The sequence below is a fragment of the Hallerella porci genome (assembly GCF_003148885.1).
Classification (GTDB): domain Bacteria; phylum Fibrobacterota; class Fibrobacteria; order Fibrobacterales; family Fibrobacteraceae; genus Hallerella; species Hallerella porci.
In genome coordinates this window covers 64,748-80,644 of record NZ_QGHD01000002.1, presented here as the reverse complement: position 1 = coordinate 80,644, position 15,897 = coordinate 64,748, and the positions used below count along the sequence as shown (strand labels likewise).

At 44.1% G+C, this 15,897-nt stretch carries 14 protein-coding genes; 8 read left to right on the top strand and 6 right to left on the bottom strand.

The window, feature by feature from the left end:
• Positions 1-19 precede the first annotated feature (19 nt).
• From B0H50_RS02040 to B0H50_RS02020, 5 genes are read right to left on the bottom strand one after another with little or no spacing between them, the layout of a single operon-like run.
• A complete protein-coding gene (locus B0H50_RS02040; RefSeq protein ID WP_106197585.1) occupies positions 20-1,504 on the bottom strand; it encodes a succinate CoA transferase in 1,485 nt (494 codons plus the stop codon).
• A gap of 18 nt (positions 1,505-1,522) precedes the next feature.
• Complete coding sequence (locus B0H50_RS02035; RefSeq protein ID WP_109587166.1) at positions 1,523-2,512, bottom strand: A/G-specific adenine glycosylase; 990 nt, start codon at positions 2,510-2,512, stop codon at positions 1,523-1,525.
• A gap of 58 nt (positions 2,513-2,570) precedes the next feature.
• Positions 2,571-4,004 carry a glycosyltransferase gene (locus B0H50_RS02030; protein WP_106197587.1) on the bottom strand — a complete coding sequence of 478 codons (1,434 nt, stop codon included), beginning with the start codon at positions 4,002-4,004 and terminating at the stop codon, positions 2,571-2,573.
• Entirely contained in the window at positions 3,964-4,731 is a 768-nt protein-coding gene (gene hisA, locus B0H50_RS02025; RefSeq protein ID WP_106197588.1) for a phosphoribosylformimino-5-aminoimidazole carboxamide ribotide isomerase, read from the bottom strand. The genes B0H50_RS02030 and hisA overlap by 41 nt, the downstream gene beginning before the upstream one ends.
• Positions 4,732-4,768: 37 nt before the next feature.
• Complete coding sequence (locus B0H50_RS02020; protein ID WP_146129110.1) at positions 4,769-5,797, bottom strand: hypothetical protein; 1,029 nt, start codon at positions 5,795-5,797, stop codon at positions 4,769-4,771.
• 143 nt (positions 5,798-5,940) lie between these two features.
• Between B0H50_RS02020 and B0H50_RS02015 the strand changes: the two genes are divergently transcribed.
• Complete coding sequence (locus B0H50_RS02015) at positions 5,941-6,924, top strand: diaminopimelate dehydrogenase (RefSeq protein WP_106197590.1); 984 nt, start codon at positions 5,941-5,943, stop codon at positions 6,922-6,924.
• Positions 6,924-7,361, top strand: coding sequence for a dUTP diphosphatase (locus tag B0H50_RS02010; RefSeq protein WP_106197591.1), 438 nt, complete (start codon positions 6,924-6,926; stop codon positions 7,359-7,361). The genes B0H50_RS02015 and B0H50_RS02010 overlap by 1 nt, the downstream gene beginning before the upstream one ends.
• Positions 7,362-7,388: 27 nt before the next feature.
• Here the strand turns inward: B0H50_RS02010 and recD2 are convergent, their stop codons facing one another.
• Positions 7,389-9,617 carry an SF1B family DNA helicase RecD2 gene (gene recD2, locus B0H50_RS02005; RefSeq protein ID WP_233244462.1) on the bottom strand — a complete coding sequence of 743 codons (2,229 nt, stop codon included), beginning with the start codon at positions 9,615-9,617 and terminating at the stop codon, positions 7,389-7,391.
• A gap of 571 nt (positions 9,618-10,188) precedes the next feature.
• Between recD2 and B0H50_RS02000 the strand changes: the two genes are divergently transcribed.
• The 6 genes from B0H50_RS02000 (at position 10,189) to B0H50_RS01975 (ending at position 15,894) form a co-directional block, all read left to right on the top strand.
• Positions 10,189-11,205, top strand: coding sequence for an ABC transporter permease subunit (locus B0H50_RS02000; RefSeq protein WP_109587165.1), 1,017 nt, complete (start codon positions 10,189-10,191; stop codon positions 11,203-11,205).
• A gap of 17 nt (positions 11,206-11,222) precedes the next feature.
• Positions 11,223-12,239: an ABC transporter permease subunit gene (locus tag B0H50_RS01995; RefSeq protein WP_233244460.1), complete on the top strand. Its 1,017-nt coding sequence runs from the start codon at positions 11,223-11,225 to the stop codon at positions 12,237-12,239.
• Complete coding sequence (locus B0H50_RS01990; protein WP_158256416.1) at positions 12,232-13,008, top strand: ABC transporter ATP-binding protein; 777 nt, start codon at positions 12,232-12,234, stop codon at positions 13,006-13,008. Before B0H50_RS01995 ends, B0H50_RS01990 begins: the two co-directional genes overlap by 8 nt.
• Before the next feature lie 65 nt (positions 13,009-13,073).
• A complete protein-coding gene (locus B0H50_RS01985; RefSeq protein WP_106197662.1) occupies positions 13,074-13,985 on the top strand; it encodes a DNA-methyltransferase in 912 nt (303 codons plus the stop codon).
• Positions 13,982-14,491, top strand: a complete 510-nt coding sequence (locus B0H50_RS01980; protein ID WP_106197594.1) for a low molecular weight protein-tyrosine-phosphatase — start codon at positions 13,982-13,984, stop codon at positions 14,489-14,491. Before B0H50_RS01985 ends, B0H50_RS01980 begins: the two co-directional genes overlap by 4 nt.
• Before the next feature lie 128 nt (positions 14,492-14,619).
• Positions 14,620-15,894 (top strand): chloride channel protein, encoded by a 1,275-nt coding sequence (locus B0H50_RS01975; protein ID WP_407717308.1) that lies wholly within the window; start codon positions 14,620-14,622, stop codon positions 15,892-15,894.
• The last annotated feature ends 3 nt before the right edge of the window (positions 15,895-15,897 follow it).

The following is a 15,897-nucleotide window of genomic DNA, read 5'->3' as shown; positions in this document are numbered from 1 at the left end:
AGAATTTCAAAGTGGAAAGTTATTCTGCCATCGTTCCGGTAGAAAGAAAACGCAAGTGCATATTGAATGCTCGGTCAAGAGCAATCGGAATGTGTTTTCCTTTTGCCGAATTTAAACTGTAATTTAAAAAAACATTTAATTGTGGACGATAAGCGGGATGCGCGCAACGGTCGATAATTAAGCGGGCGCGTGAAACGGGATCAAGTCCGCGAAGGTCGGCGAGACCTTGCTCTGTGACAAAAATGTTTGTTTCGTGATCGGTGTGATCCACATGAGAAACGTAAGGGACGACTGCGCTAATGGTGCCGTCTTTTGCCGTTGAAGGCGTCATGAAAAATCCGAGAAGCGCATTGCGAGAAAAGTCCGCGGCGCCGCCGATGCCGTTCATAATCGAAGAACCGCAAACGTGTGACGAATTGACGTTGCCGAAAATATCCAATTCGAGGGCAGTGTTCATCGAAATCACACCGAGTCTTCGGATGACTTCGGGATGATTCGAAACTTCTTGTGCGCGCAAAATAAATTTCTTTTTGAGAGCATTCGCATCCGCTTTTAAATATTCGCGGGCGTTCGATGAACATGTAAGTGCTGTACCGCTTGCGCCGACGAGTTTATCGTTTTGAATGAGCTCAAAAACCGCTTCTTGAATGACTTCGGTAAAGAGGCTGACCGGTTCTTGTTTTGAATCGCGAGCCATCGCGGTGAGCACGGCATTTGCCACATTTCCGACGCCGCTTTGATACGGTAAATTTGCGGGAAGTCTTCCTTTTTTTCGTTCGTGGGCGAGGAATTCTAAAATGTGTCCCGCAATCGTTTGGGAAATTGCATCGGGTTCTGTAAATGGACGAATGGAATCGCCGACATTTGTGCGGACAACGCCGACAATTTTCTTCGGATCGATTTGAACAAAATCGTTTCCAGCGCGGTCCAAAACTTGGGAAACAGGAATTGGTGACGCATGCGGCGGAAGTTCGGGCAAATAACAATCGTGCATTCCGAAAAGTGCATCGCCATAAAGAGAATTGAGTTCTAAAATGACGCGGTCCGCTCGTTGCAAAAATTCAACGGAATTTCCGCAAGACATCGAAAGACGGATTTTCCCGTCAGCGGTCACATCGGTGACTTCAATAATCGCAGTCGTCGGCGTGGGAAGCGCTCCCGTTCGCACGAGTCTTCCCATCATTCCCAAATGCGCATCGGTATAATGGACTTCGCCGCAGTTAATTGCGCTTCGCAAATTTTTATTGGATTGATAAGGCGCACGCCAGTGAATCGCATGGGCGCGGGCGAGTGCGCCGTCGCATTCATCTCCCGTTGACGCTCCCGAAAAAAGAGTGATTTGAAATTCTTCGCCATTTGCGTGCAAACGTTCGGTGCGTTCTGCAAGAGCTTGCGGAACTGCTTTCGGATAACCGGCAAGAGTAAAACCGGAAACTCCGACGATTTCGTTTGGGCGGATAAGTTCTGCGGCTTCGGCTGCGGAAAGTTGGGGAAAGGGAAACATAAAATCAAAAATAAGAAATTAAATTCGCGATGAAAATTCGAGAGAAGAAAGAATTTTTTTTCCGAAGCTAGAAACGATTTTTTTGGAAATGTCTTTTTTCGAAATCCACTCGCCCGATAAATCTTTTCGGCTTTTCACTTGGACTTGTAAAATGCGGCAGCGAATTTTGTAACGGGTAATGGAATGCTCAAAAGATTTTCCCCAAGCGATGTGCTGAATCGTTTCGGGCGGGATGATATTTTCGATGATTCCCGGAAAATTCTCGCGGAAAATATCGGCATTTTCAAAAAGCGGAAATGTCCATTGATTTTTGAAAAACGGCGAATCGGGAGAATTTTGAAGCAAAAAATTTTCATGAGAATCGCTTACGACAAGCGCAAATCCAAGCCACGATTCATATTGCATTTTTTTCTTCACAGGAAATTCTTCTTGGCGATTTTCAATCGCTGCGCGACAAATTTTTTGCAGCGGACAATTTTTGCAATCGGGATTTGACTTTTTGCAAATTTTCCGGCCGAGTTCCATCAATGCTTCGTTTGTAAGAAAAGCATTTTGAATCGTCGCCCATTTTCTCGCTTCATCCCAGAAAGATTTTTTTTCGGTTTTCCCCGCATCGGGCAAAAAAGAAAACAAATTTAAACGGGCGAAAATGCGAACTAAATTGCCGTCGAGAATGGATTCGTTTTGATGAAAGGCGAGGCTTAAAATCGCGCCCGCCGTATAGGCGCCGATGCCCGGTAACGCTTCCAATTCTTTGCGGGTTTCTGGAAAATTTTCGCCGTTTTGTGCGATGATTTTTGCGGTCTTGTGAATATTTTTGGCGCGGCTATAATAGCCTAAACCTTGCCAATGAATGAGTACATTTTCTTCGCTCGCTTCCGCTAAAATTTTTACGGTCGGAAAGTCGTGCATCCATTTTTCAAAAGCTTCTTTTACAGCAGAAACTTGCGTCTGCTGCAACATCGTTTCGCTAATCCAAACCGCATACGGGTCGCGTTTTATGCGCAAATTTTTTGGCCGCCATGGAAACGATTCGCGGTTTTCTAAAAACCATTCGCAGAGATTTTTATTTGCCGAGGTAAGCGTTGTGGTAAACCTTTTTGTAAAATTCCCACTGGGCTGCAGCTGCTTTTTCTAAGGTGAAATCTTTGCTGCGTTCGTAGGCATTTTCGCGGATTTTTTGATAAGCGGTTTCGTCTTTTTTGAGAGCAACGCATTCTTCGAGTTTTTGCATCCACGCGTGCGGATCATCGCCCGGGAGAATGTATCCGCAGCCTTTTTCGAAAACGATGTCTTGCGGGCCACCTTTATCGCTGACAATTGCGGGAGTTCCCGATGCAAGCGCTTCGACGACGACATTGCCAAATGTATCTGTCGTACTCGGGAAAAGTAAAAAGTCAGCATCGGCGTAAAGCCCGGCGAGAGTTTCTCCGCCTTGAACTCCTGCAAAATGAACTTCGGGTGCCGAGGCAAAATCTTTTTTGAGTTCGTCTAAATACCAACCGTCGCCGACGAACATAAGCTCTGCATCGTCATGCGTTTTGCGAAATTCCATCCATAAATTTTTGAGCAGCGGAAGATTTTTTTCTTTGGAAATTCGCCCGACGCAAACAAATCGCATTTTGCCTTTTTCGTTTGAAAATTTTTCCCATGTTCCTTTTCCGCGGAAATTGGGACTGTAACTTTCGAGCGGAATTCCACGTCGAATAATTTCGATGTCTTTTAATGGCACCTTAATATCGTTGTGCAAAATTTCTTTGTAATCTTTGCAAGGACTTACGACTGGACGCGAAAATCCGTAGAAAATTTGCATTAACATTAACACATAACGATGCATCCATTTGGCTTTGACCAAAGTTTTTGTGTAAGTGGGAACATCGGTGCGGTAATGGCTGATGACTTTAATGCCTGCAATTTTTGCGCAGAATGCAACTGCCCAAGCGCCAGGACTCGGCGTTTCGAGTTCGATAATATCAATCGGGTAACGTTTGATCAAACGCAAAATAGGACTGATATGCGGAATGGCGAGTTCGCTATTGGCGTAGCCGAGTTGCTCCATACTGAAAATGCGCGGCAAAAGAATGACGTAGCCATTTTCGATGACGCCGCGAGAACGCGTATTAAAAGCGTTCCCCGCAAGAGCTGCTTTGTAGCCGTGACTCCGCATAAAAGAAATGACGTGGCGCAAATTATTTGCAATCCCGTTGACTTCGTCTAAATTATCCGAATAAAAGGCGACGGCGATGTCATCGGGAGAATGCGCTTGGCGTTTTTTCTTTAAATAATAACGCAGCTTGAGAAGCTTCGGCAAATTGTGAAGTACTTCCCAAAAGACAACCGGCGGAATCATACAGGTGCGAATGTTTCCGGGTGGCTGATGTTTAAACGCAAAAAGTTTTGGGAAAACGCTGGTGACGATTCTTCCAAAAATCGGCGGGCGAGAATCGGTCGCTTGCAAATTAACCGTTTTGTCGTTTGTTGAATTCAACGCATTCTGCATAACGTGTACCTGTTCCGCCAAAGATATCCAAAGAACTGCCGATTGTCAAATCGACTTTTCCATTTGAAATCGCATTGCAGTGAATTAAATCGTCAATGCTTTTTGCTCCGCCTGCGTATGTAACGGGAATCGGAGATTTTTCGGCCAAGAAGCGAACTAATTCTTCGTCCATGCCGCGCTCAAGTCCTTCGACATCGGCTGCGTGCACCAAAAATTCATCGCAAAAAGCGGCGAGTTTTTGCAAAAGATTTTCATCGACAACGGCATCGGTAATCGTTTGCCAACGATTCGTCGCCACATTCCAACCCGAATGAGTTCTGCGACAACTCAAATCCAAAACCAAATGATTTTTTCCAACGGCTTCAGAAAGAATTTTCACTTTTTCAAAATTCAAAATAGCGCCGTCAAAAATCCAACTGGTGACGATAACATGACTTGCGCCCGCGTCTAAAAAAGTTTGCGCATTCGTCGGGTTAATTCCGCCGCCGACTTGGAGACCATTTGGATAAGCGGCAAGCGCTTCTTTCGCAGCGGCTTCGCAGCCTTTGCCGAGCATAATGACGTGGCCGCCGCGGAGTCCGTCTTTTTGATAAAGTTCTGCGTAATACGCCGGAGAATGTTCGCTTGTAAAATGCGTCAGCGGAGTTTCCGAATCCGAAAGCGTGCCGCCGACAATTTGTTTTACTTTGCCTTGATGAATGTCGATGCAGGGACGAAATTTTGTCATAATTTTGTGTTTGTGAAAGCGCAAAAAATTTTTGCAATTACATTCCGGTTAAATTCCAATCGAAGATGTTTCCGTTTGATTTTGTGCGTCCGCGCCAAAAGAAAATTTCGCCGCCGAGCATTAGCTTTGTCGCTTTCTTCGCAAACCAACCGTCAAAATTTTCGAGCATCGAAAATTTTTGTTTGGGCTTGGTCATATCCAAAGTCAAAGTGTCCGGAGAATTTTGCCAAATGATTTTGAACGCTGATTTTGGAAAGTCTTCGCCGTCGTAATTTTTTTCGCCCGCAAGAATGTTCTTCGGGAAAAGTATCGTCGTGCCTTCTGCATTTTTTTGCATGAAATAGCCGAACGGATTTCCGTCTTTGTCGATGGCGATTCTTCCGGCGTATGCGCCTTTCGAAGCTTCGCTCACATTAAACGCGCGGACTGCGAGATCGGTTGCGTTTCCGGTTTGCCAAGTGTGTTCTAAATAGCCGTAGCCTTTGACTTCGAGAGTGTCGCCGTCGTGTGCAATTTTTCCGCTCACGCGTCCGTAAGGAATGAGAACGGCTGCGCCATAAGTTTGCCCGTTAATTTTCCAATTTCCGTTTCCCGGAACTTTTCCTTTTTGTGCGCTTGTAAAAGTCACATCCAACAAAAATTTTCCGAAGCCATCTTTGTTTGCGGTGAAGAGTACCCGATGATTTTTTCCGGGAATGCCTTCCATGATATATTCGTCTTTGATGGAAATTTTATTTTGATCTTTCAATTCTTTCAAACGTTCTAGCGGATATTGCCGACCGATATTGGAATTTTTCCCTTTGAGTCCGGTGATTGCAATATCGCAGCCGATTTTTTTCCCCGATGTCGGGATGATAATCGTCGCATAATTGACGTATGCCCGCGTTCCGTTATCAAAAATAAATTGATAAGTCCACGCTTCTGTCGCTTTTTCGGATTGCAAATTTTTTGCAAAAAAATCCGAACGATTTGCCCAATGCGAAGAACCTTGCGGCGGAACAATTTCTGCTGCCGCAGAAACCGTGAAAATCAACAAAGTCAAAAATGAAAAATGAAAAAGTTTCATATAGAAAAGGTAGAAAAATAAAAAAGAGAATGAAACCGAAAAAGGAAAATCGCGGATTCTTTGATAGAAAAAATCAAAAAAAAGATTTGGAGAAAAAAAGAATGTTTCTAAATTTATTCCGCAACAAATCAAGAGGAATCTCTATGCTTAAAATTGGCATTCTCGGTTATGGAAACTTAGGTCGCGGCGTGGAATGCGCTGTAAAAAATTCTCCCGATATGGAACTTGCCGCAGTCTTTACGCGGCGCGATCCGTCTTCGGTTAAACTTTTGACTGCAGGCGTTCCGGTGGTAAAAATTGAAGACGCTGCAAATTGGAAAGATAAAATCGATGTGATGATTCTTTGCGGTGGAAGCGCAACCGATTTGCCGAAGCAAACTCCGGAATTTGCGAAGCTTTTTAATGTCGTCGATAGCTTTGACACGCATGCAAAAATTCCGCAGCATTTTGCAAATGTCGATGCAGCAGCAAAAGCCGCAGGAAAAATTGCGATGATTTCTGTCGGTTGGGATCCGGGTCTGTTTTCGCTCAATCGCGTTTTTGCTACATCGTTTTTGTCCGATGGAAAAACTTATACATTCTGGGGCAAAGGCGTTTCGCAAGGTCACTCCGATGCAGTGCGCCGCATTGCGGGCGTGAAAAATGCTAAGCAATATACGATTCCTGTAGAGAGCGCGCTTGAAACAGTTCGCAGCGGATCGAATCCAGAACTTTCAACGCGTCAAAAGCATACGCGCGAAGTTTTCGTCGTCTTGGAAGCGGGCGCCGATGCCGCTTCTGTTGAAAAGCAAATCAAAACGATGCCGAATTATTTTGATGAATACGATACGACGGTGCATTTTATCGACGAAGAAGAATTTGCAAAAAATCATTCGGGAATGGCTCACGGCGGTTTCGTCATCCGTTCGGGAAAAACCGGTTGGGACGGCGAATACAAAAATATCATCGAATACAGTTTGAAATTGGATTCGAATCCGGCATTTACATCGAGCGTTCTTGTGGCTTATGCCCGTGCGATGATGCGGATGTATCACGCTGGCGTTCGCGGCTGCACAACGGTTTTGGATGTGCCGCCCGCATATCTTTCTACGAAATCGGCTGAAGAATTGCGCAAGGAATTACTCTAATGGCTGAAGAGACAATTCAAATTCAATACTTAGACGATTCGATTCCTCGTTTGGAATATATCGGCGGAAAATCGGATTGGATTGATTTGAGCGCAGCGGAAACGGTCACTCTGAAAAAAGGAGAGTTTAAACTCATCCATTTGGGTGTCGCGATGAAGCTTCCCGCTGGCTACGAAGCGCATATCGCACCGCGGAGTTCAACATTTAAAAACTGGAAAATTTTACAAGTCAATTCTGTCGGCGTTGTAGACGGCAGTTATTGCGGTAAAGATGACTGGTGGAAAATGCCTGTGTATGCAACCGAAGATGTGACAATCGAAAAAGGAAGTCGCATCGCACAATTCCGCATTCTAGAAAATCAACCGAAACTTCATTTTGTCGAAACGGTTTTAGAAGATAAAAGTCGCGGCGGCTTTGGAAGTACCGGGAAAAAGTAAAATCAAAAGCGTCGTGAAAACGGCGCTTTATTCATTCAAAAATTTTAAGAATTTTTCAAAAGGCGAAGGATTTTTTGAAACGGAAATTCCTTCGCTTTTTAATTTGTTTGTAATAAATTCGGGAAGGCGCGTAAAGCGTTGCTGCATCCGATTATTGCGAACCGCTTCGTCAAAAGCTCCACCGCGCGAAAGAATCCAAACATGTCCTTTTGCTCGCGTAATTCCGGTGTAAAGTAAATTGCGTTGCAGCATCCGATAATGCGAAGAATCGAGAACGAGAATGACCGCAGAATATTCGCTGCCTTGACTTTTGTGAATCGTGCACGCATACGCGAGAGAAAGTTCCAAAAGTTCATCGCCTTCGTAACCGACTAAATGTCCATCAAAATCGACGGTGATTTTTTTGTCTTCTTTTTCGACTGCGATAATTTTTCCGATGTCGCCGTTGAAAACATTTTTCTCGTAATTATTCCGCAGTTGCATTACGCGGTCGCCGCTTTTCCAATGAATGCCTTGAGAAATAAATTCTTTGCGAGAATGATTTAGCAACTTTTGCAAGAAAGAATTTAATTCAATAGTGCCGAGCGGACCTTTGTGCATCGGAACCAAAATTTGCAAATCTTTTGGCGACGCTTTCATCGTCTGCGGAATGGTTTTTAAAATGAGCTCAGATAAAATCGTCTGCGCTTCTTCGGGCGAATCAAAAGGAGTAAAATGAAAATTATTTCCGCTTAATGGCGACGGTTTAAAACCTTGATTAATCTGCGTTGCTTTTTCGGCAATATCGTTTCCGCCTGCTTGACGAAAAATACGTTCCAATCGAATGCTTGGAATTTCTGCGATGCTCAATAAATCGCGCAAAACATTTCCCGGTCCAATGCTCGGCAGCTGATCTTTATCGCCGATTAAAACCAAATGTGTTCGCTCCGAAATCGCTTTCATCAGTCCCGCGCAAAGCCAAGAATCGACCATACTAAATTCATCGACGATAACGATTCCTGTTTCGAGTGGAAAATTTTCGTCGCGCATAAAGCGCCTAGATTCGGGATTGATTTCGAGAAGACGGTGCAATGTGCGCGCATCGTGGCCGGTGACTTCTTGCATTCGCTTCGCTGCGCGCCCTGTGGGAGCAGCAAGAGTGACATCGACTTCGTTTGCTTCGGCGAGCGCTAAAATGCCTTTGAGCAAAGTCGTTTTTCCAGTTCCCGGTCCGCCGGTGATAATGAAAATGCGACTTTGATACGCTTGAATAATTCCCGCTTTTTGAACGGGATCGTATGTAAAACCTTGCTCTTTTTCAAAAGCCGAAAGGAAAGCTTCCAATTCTTTCGGGTCGTCTTTGCTTTTGTTTTGAATGCGGCTGCTGATAAATTCCGCAATAAAATTTTCGGCGCGGGCGAGATTTGGAATTGCAATTTTTCCGTTGTCTTCTTCGAGCTTTTGAGATTTTAAAAGGGAATCGAGCGCAAACGATAAATCTTCAAATGCTTCTTGCGAATCCATCGTTAAACGTAATTCTTTCGCGGCATTTAAAAGCAAATTTTCACGGGGCAAATACGTGTGCCCTTCGCTCGAAGACGCTTTAAAAATGCTGTAACAAATTCCCGCTTCCAAACGCGATTCATCCCATTCGGGAAAGCCGACTTTGCGCGCAATTTCATCGGCTTTGACAAATCCGATTCCCCAAACTTCTTCGCAGAGAATGTAAGGATTTTGCGAAATAATTTCAATTGTATTTTGCCCGTATTGTCGCCAAAGTCGAAGCGCAACGCTTCCAAAAATTCCGTGTCCGTAAAGGAAAAGCATCGTCTCGCGGCTTTCGCGGAGCTTCTTCCAATCTTCTAAAAATTGGGCGACTTTTTTCCCCGAAAATCCTTTGATTTTTTTCTTCGCAATTTCGTCGCCGCCGCCGTCCAAAATGTGAACGAGATCGTTTCCAAAAGTATCGACTAAACGTTTTGCAGTCGCTTCACCGATTCCTTTGAAAAGTCCGCCGCCTAAATAAGCGACAAGTCCTGCGCCCGATTCCGGAAAAAACGGTTCGCTTTTAATGCAAGCAAATTGCTTTCCATATTTAGGATGCGTTTTCCATTCGCCTTCCATACGGAAAGATTCGCCGACGGAAAGATCCGGAAAATTTCCCGTGACTGTGACCGGTTTCACTTCGCCTTCGACCGTAAAACGCAACACCGAAAAACCATTTTCGGGATTTCGAAATGTAATGTTCTTCAGAGTGCCTTCGATCGATTCTAACACAAAAATTTTCGGGTAAAGTGGAATTCAAATTTAAAATGAGAATTGCGCTAACAAAAATGCTGCGAACGAAAATGGCTGCGCATTTGCATTTAAAACACAAAAGGAATGCTTTGGGGCATTCCTTTTCGTTCCGTATGTCTTCGGAAAGAATTAGCTAATACTAGCGAATTTTCTTCTTCTGACGATCACGACGACGACGTTTTTTACGTTTGTGGGTCGCAATCTTCTTACGCTTTCTTTTCTTTCCGCAAGGCATGTGCTTATCTCCAAAAAGGGTTAAACTTCAGTTTTTGCTCACCAAAGAGAGTAATTTTTTTGCTTTTTGTCAAGGGTAAAAGTGCATCCTGCAGAAAATGGCGAAATTTTGGCGTTTTTATGAGAATTTTGGGCATTTTTTGAAAATTGTAATCAAAAATTTTCATTAAAAAAGCGATGAAAAATCGGAAAAAGGAAAATTGTTCGGAAAAAATTTTTGCGAAATCGGGAAAAATGAAACGGCGAAGATTCTAAAAATGGAAATGCAAAATGCGAAAACGAAAAATGGCGAAGGGAATTTTTTAACTTTGACGCGATGAAGGCTTACATTATCCGCAGACTCCTTTTAATGATTCCCACGATTTTGGGAATTACGATTGTGTGCTTTGCGCTGGTGCAGCTCATCCCGGGCGGACCTGTTGAAGAAATGATTGCGAAAGTGCAATCGGCTGCGGCATCGCACGGTGGCGTCTCGGCTTCAAAGGCGATTTCTCCCGAACAAATTGCGCAAATTCAAAGTTATTTTGGATTTGACAAACCCGCTTGGGAACGTTACTTAAATTGGCTTTGGAATGTGCTTCATTTAGATCTCGGCACTTCTTATACTTACGGGCTTCCCGTTTGGGATGTGATTTCTTCGCGATTCCCGATTTCGTTAGCGTTTGGTTTTACTTCATTCTTTTTAAGTTATTTGGTTTGCATTCCGCTCGGTCTTTTGAAAGCGGTGAAGAATCATTCTGCGGTGGATAAAATTTCTTCGGTCGCCATTTTTTCGGGCTACGTGATGCCGGGTTATGCGCTGGGAATTCTTCTCATTATCTTTTTTGCAGGCGGATCTTTTTTCAATATTTTTCCGCTCGGCGGGATCGTTTCCGAAGATTTTGAAGATCTTTCTTTTATGGGAAAAATCGGCGACATTCTTTTGCATTGGACGCTCCCGATGATTTGCTATATGATTAGCGAATTTGCGTTTTTAACTTTCCTCATGAAAAATAGCGTTCTCGAAGAACTCGGACGCGATTATATGCGGACGGCGATGGCGAAGGGAATGAGTTTTCGGCGGGCTCTTGTGCAGCACGCATTGCGCAATGCGCTGATTCCGATTGTGACGCGACTTTCCGAAATTTTCACTCTTCTTTTTGCGGGCGCACTTCTTGTCGAAAAAGTTTTTGACATCGATGGCATGGGACTTCTCTATTATAATTCGATGGTGAATCGCGATTATAATGTCGTCATGGGAGTGATTTTACTTTCGAGTATTCTCACGATGTTTGGTCGCCTTTTTAGCGATATTCTTTATACACTTGTCGATCCACGGATTCGGTTTAGCTGATGCAGATTTCACCAGAAATGAAGAAAAAATTTGCGTTGTTCAAAAAGAACAAGCTTGCCTTTTATTCGTTTTGGGCGCTCGTTATTTTGTATGCGTTTTCGCTCACATCGCCGTGGCTTGTAAACGATGAACCGCTGATTTTACGCTTCGAAGGAAAAACGTATTTTCCAGCATTTGTGACTTATGCCGAAACAGAATTCGGCGGAGAATTTCAAACGGAACCGGATTATCCGCAGTTGATTGCCGATGCAAAAACGGCAGGAAAAAATGTGTGGGCGCTAATGCCTCTTATTGCACAAGATCCGTTAAAAGCAGATCTTTCTTTGGAAGGAACGCCTCCATTTGCGCCGGGAAAAAATCATCTTTTGGGAACCGATGCGCACGGACGCGATGTGCTTTCACGTTTGATTCACGGCTTTCGCATTTGCATGAGTTTTAGTTTGCTTCTCACATTTCTTGGGACATTTCTCGGCATCGTTATCGGCGGCATTCAAGGATATCTCGGCGGGAAATGGGATATTTTTATGCAGCGCGGAATTGAAATTTGGTCATCGCTTCCGTTCTTGTATGTGGTGATTTTAATCGGCTCTATTTATGGGCGAAGTTTTTTGCTTTTAATTGCGGTGATGGCGATTTTTAATTGGATTTCTCTCAGTTATTATATGCGGGCAGAATATTTAAAATTGCGATCGATGGCGTATGTGAAAGCGGCGAAAATGCTCGGCATGGGAAGGTTGCATATTTTCTTCCGCGAAATTTTACCGAATGCGCTTACGCCGGTGATTTCTCTTTTTCCGTTTACTCTCATCGGCGGCATCGGCAGTTTAACTTCTCTTGATTTTTTGGGCTTTGGTTTAGAACCGCCTACGCCGAGTTGGGGCGAACTCATGAGCGAAGGCTTGAATAATTTATATGCGCCGTGGATTTCGATTTGCACGGTCGCTGCGCTTTTTGTAACTCTTCTGCTCACGACTTTTGTCGGCGAAGGAATCCGCGATGCGATGGATCCGAAATCAGGAGACCGCTATGAATGAGCCGATTCTTTCCGTTGAAAATGTTTCTGTTGCATTCGGCGTTTCGCCACCGAAGCAAGTGACTTTTGATGTTTCGTTTGAAATTTTTCCGGGCGAATTTTTTGCGCTCGTGGGAGAATCGGGCAGCGGAAAAAGCGTCACCTCGATGAGTCTTCTCGGGCTATTGCCGCGGCCTTCTGCAAAAGTCATTTCGGGTTCTGCAAAATTTCACGGAATGGATTTGCTCAAAATGTCTACAAAAGAATTGCAGCAAATTCGCGGAAAAAAAATCGCGGTCATTTTTCAAGAACCGATGCAAGCGCTCGATCCGGTGCGGACGATAAAAAGTCAACTGCTCGAAGCGATTCCGAAAATTCCCCCAAAAGAAGCGCTCGAAAAAATTCGAAGTTTTTTAAAGTCAGCGGGATTTGCCGATCCGGAACGCGTCTTAAACGGTTATCCGTGCGAAATGAGCGGCGGCATGTTGCAACGCATTTGCATTGTGATGGCGCTTATTCCAGAACCAGAACTCATTATCGCTGACGAACCGACGACGGCTTTAGATGTAACGGTGCAAGCGGCTGTTCTTGCAGTGCTCAAGAGAATGGCGCAAGAATCAAAAACGGCAGTGCTTTTGATTACGCATAACATGGGACTTGTTGCGCAATATACGGAACGCGTCGCCGTAATGCATTTGGGTCGTATCGTCGAAACGGGAAAAAGTCGCGATGTCATTTTGCAGCCGCAAGAAGCTTATACGCAAAAACTCATCGCCGCCATTCCGCGGTAATTGAAATTTGCCGTTAAAAAATTGAGAGGAAAATTGTGAAAGCCGAAAGAAATAAAACGATTGATATGACGGTAGAAGAAGGAAAAATTTATTTGGACCGTTGTGTTCGTTTGTTTGAAAAAGCAAAACTTGAAAACATTCTAGATAAAACAATTGTCGGCGATACCTTTCAAAATTTGACGCTTCTTCCCGAAAATTTTGTGGACTTATTGATTGTGGATCCGCCGTATAATTTGGCGAAAAATTATCACGGCAATCAATTCAAGAAAACTTCGGATGAACTCTACGAAGAATATACGGAAAGTTGGATTCAACGGGTGAAGCCCCTTTTAAAAGAAAACGCTACGATTTATGTTTGCTGCGATTGGAAATCGAGCCTTCCGATTGAGAAAGTTTTGAAGTCGCATTTTCATATTCAAAATCGCATTACGTGGCAACGTGAAAAAGGTCGCGGCGCCCTTTCAAATTGGAAAAATGGAATGGAAGATATTTGGTTTGCAACCAATTCTGCGGATTATACATTTCATGTCGATGCGGTAAAAATTCGAAGAAAAGTCGTGGCGCCGTATAAAGTAGATGGCGCGCCGAAAGATTGGGAAGAAACCGAAGACGGAAATTTTCGCAATACTTATCCGTCGAATTTTTGGGACGATATTTCCATTCCGTATTGGTCAATGCCCGAAAACACAGCGCATCCGACGCAAAAGCCCGAGAAGCTTCTCGCCAAATTGATTCTCGCAAGTTCAAATCCCGGCGATGTTATTTTGGATCCTTTTTTAGGTTCGGGTTCCACTTCGGTAACGGCAAAAAAATTGGGCAGACATTATGTCGGCATCGAGCAAAATGAACAGTATTGTTGCTGGACAGAAAAACGCCTTGAAATGGCAGAAAAGGATGTGACGATTCAAGGCTACGCTGACGGTGTATTTTGGGAACGCAATACGACAGCACTTCAGCAAAGGGCGCAGAAAAAATGATTCGCATTTTATTCGTTTGTCATGGCAATATTTGTCGCAGTCCGATGGCGGAATTTGTGATGAAAAATTTGGTGAAAACAGAAAAGCTTCCGCAAAATTTTTCAGCAGAGGATTTTAAAATCGCTTCGGCGGCGACGAGTACCGAAGAAATTGGAAATGCGGTTTATCCGCCCGCCAAAAGAATGCTTGCTTTGCACGGCATTGATTGCAGCGGAAAAACAGCGCGGCAAATGACTGCGAAAGATTATGCGGATTACGATTACATTATCGTCATGGATAAAAATAATCTGCGAAATTTACGTTGGATTTTACCGCAAACAATTTACGAACGCGAAATGCAAAGTGAAGGCAAAGGAAAAATTTCTTTGCTTTTGCGATGGGCGGGGGAAAATCGCGATGTCGCAGATCCTTGGTACACGGGCGATTTTCAAGCGACATGGGACGATGTTGAAGAAGGTTGCCGCGCACTTCTTCATGCGATTACAAAAAATTACACATTAAAATGACTCGGAAGAGTTTCTAATTTTGCCGTATGAATTTTAAAGATTTTGGAAAGTACAATCAGTTCAAAGAACAATTCGCCAATATGCCACCTGAATTGAAAGAGCAGATGATGAAAATGGCGAAGGAACGGATGCAAGCAAAAGTCCGCGAATTTTTTAAAAAGTGGTTTTCGCTTCCGGCGCTCACAGGAATTGCGATTTTGCTCGGCGCTTTTGTGGGCGCATTGATGGCGCTCTTTGGACGCGTCCTTTTGGCTGCGGGCGATTTGCGTTCTACTTATCCGCTTTATTTTATTCCGGCGCTCGCTCTTGTCGGGGCGGGAATTGTCTTCGCTTATCGAAAATGGGGAAAGGATTCTTCACGCGGAATGAGTTTGGTTTTTGCAGTTGGACAAGGAAAGGAATCAAAAATTCCTTTGCAACTCATTCCTTTGGTGATGATTGGAACATGGGCGACTCATCTCTTTGGCGGAAGCGCTGGGCGCGAAGGAGTTGCTGTTCAAATCGGCGGAACCGTGGGAAATTTCATCAGCCGAAAATTACCGATTGAAGGTGCATCGCATATTTTACTTGTCGCAGGAATGGCCGCAGGCTTTTCGGGATTATTTCAAATTCCTTTTGCCGCGACGGCATTTGCGCTCGAAGTTTTAGTCATCGGTTATCTCGATTTCAAATCGCTTCTCCCGACTGCTGCGGCAGCGTTTACCGCATGCAAAGTTTCAAATCTTCTCGGGCTCGAAAAATTTTCCGTCGATTTAAATGAATTATTGCAAACGCATTTTGGAACCAGCGTAAACGCGATGCTTTTTCACGATGGACTTGACATTTCATTGATTTTAAAAATCGCGGGACTTGGCATTTTATTTGGCATTGTCGGTGGTTGCTTCGCCAAAGTGCTGCAACTTTCAAAAGATTTTTTTGCAAAAAAATTTCCGGATTCAATGCGCCGCATTTTGATGATGGGAATTGTTCTTAGCGCACTTTTCCTTTTGCTTTGGCAAGGGCGTTATTCTGGACTTGGCACGAATTTAATCGACATCGCTTTTGCAGAAAATGGCGTGGCTTCGGGCATTCAAAATTACGATTGGATTCTCAAATTTTTGCTAACGATTCTCACTCTTTCTGCGGGATTTTTAGGCGGCGAAGTGACTCCGCTTTTTAGCATTGGCTCAACTTTTGGAGTCGTCGCTGCGGCTGCATTTGGAATTCCGATTCCGCTCGCTGCATCGCTTGGATACGCTGCAGTTTTTGGCAGTGCAACGAAAACTCTTCTCGCTCCGATTTTAATCGGCTGCGAAGTTTTTGGCTTTGATGCACTTCCGGCATTTTTCATCGCTTGTGTAATGGCTCGCGTTTGTAACGGCGGACAGTCCGTTTATAACCAACGAAAAATTATTTTAAATTAAAAT

What these genes read in the sequence shown, in the direction of transcription:
- B0H50_RS01980 (WP_106197594.1), top strand. Translation starts at nt 13,982, where the DNA reads ATGATTCGCATTTTATTCGTTTGTCATGGCAATATTTGTCGCAGTCCG.
- B0H50_RS01995 (WP_233244460.1), top strand. Translation starts at nt 11,223, where the DNA reads ATGAAGAAAAAATTTGCGTTGTTCAAAAAGAACAAGCTTGCCTTTTAT.
- B0H50_RS02000 (WP_109587165.1), top strand. Translation starts at nt 10,189, where the DNA reads ATGAAGGCTTACATTATCCGCAGACTCCTTTTAATGATTCCCACGATT.
- B0H50_RS02040 (WP_106197585.1), bottom strand. Translation starts at nt 1,504, where the DNA reads ATGTTTCCCTTTCCCCAACTTTCCGCAGCCGAAGCCGCAGAACTTATC.
- B0H50_RS01985 (WP_106197662.1), top strand. Translation starts at nt 13,074, where the DNA reads ATGACGGTAGAAGAAGGAAAAATTTATTTGGACCGTTGTGTTCGTTTG.
- B0H50_RS01990 (WP_158256416.1), top strand. Translation starts at nt 12,232, where the DNA reads ATGAATGAGCCGATTCTTTCCGTTGAAAATGTTTCTGTTGCATTCGGC.
- B0H50_RS01975 (WP_407717308.1), top strand. Translation starts at nt 14,620, where the DNA reads ATGCAAGCAAAAGTCCGCGAATTTTTTAAAAAGTGGTTTTCGCTTCCG.
- B0H50_RS02020 (WP_146129110.1), bottom strand. Translation starts at nt 5,797, where the DNA reads ATGAAACTTTTTCATTTTTCATTTTTGACTTTGTTGATTTTCACGGTT.
- hisA (WP_106197588.1), bottom strand. Translation starts at nt 4,731, where the DNA reads ATGACAAAATTTCGTCCCTGCATCGACATTCATCAAGGCAAAGTAAAA.
- B0H50_RS02030 (WP_106197587.1), bottom strand. Translation starts at nt 4,004, where the DNA reads ATGCAGAATGCGTTGAATTCAACAAACGACAAAACGGTTAATTTGCAA.
- B0H50_RS02010 (WP_106197591.1), top strand. Translation starts at nt 6,924, where the DNA reads ATGGCTGAAGAGACAATTCAAATTCAATACTTAGACGATTCGATTCCT.
- B0H50_RS02015 (WP_106197590.1), top strand. Translation starts at nt 5,941, where the DNA reads ATGCTTAAAATTGGCATTCTCGGTTATGGAAACTTAGGTCGCGGCGTG.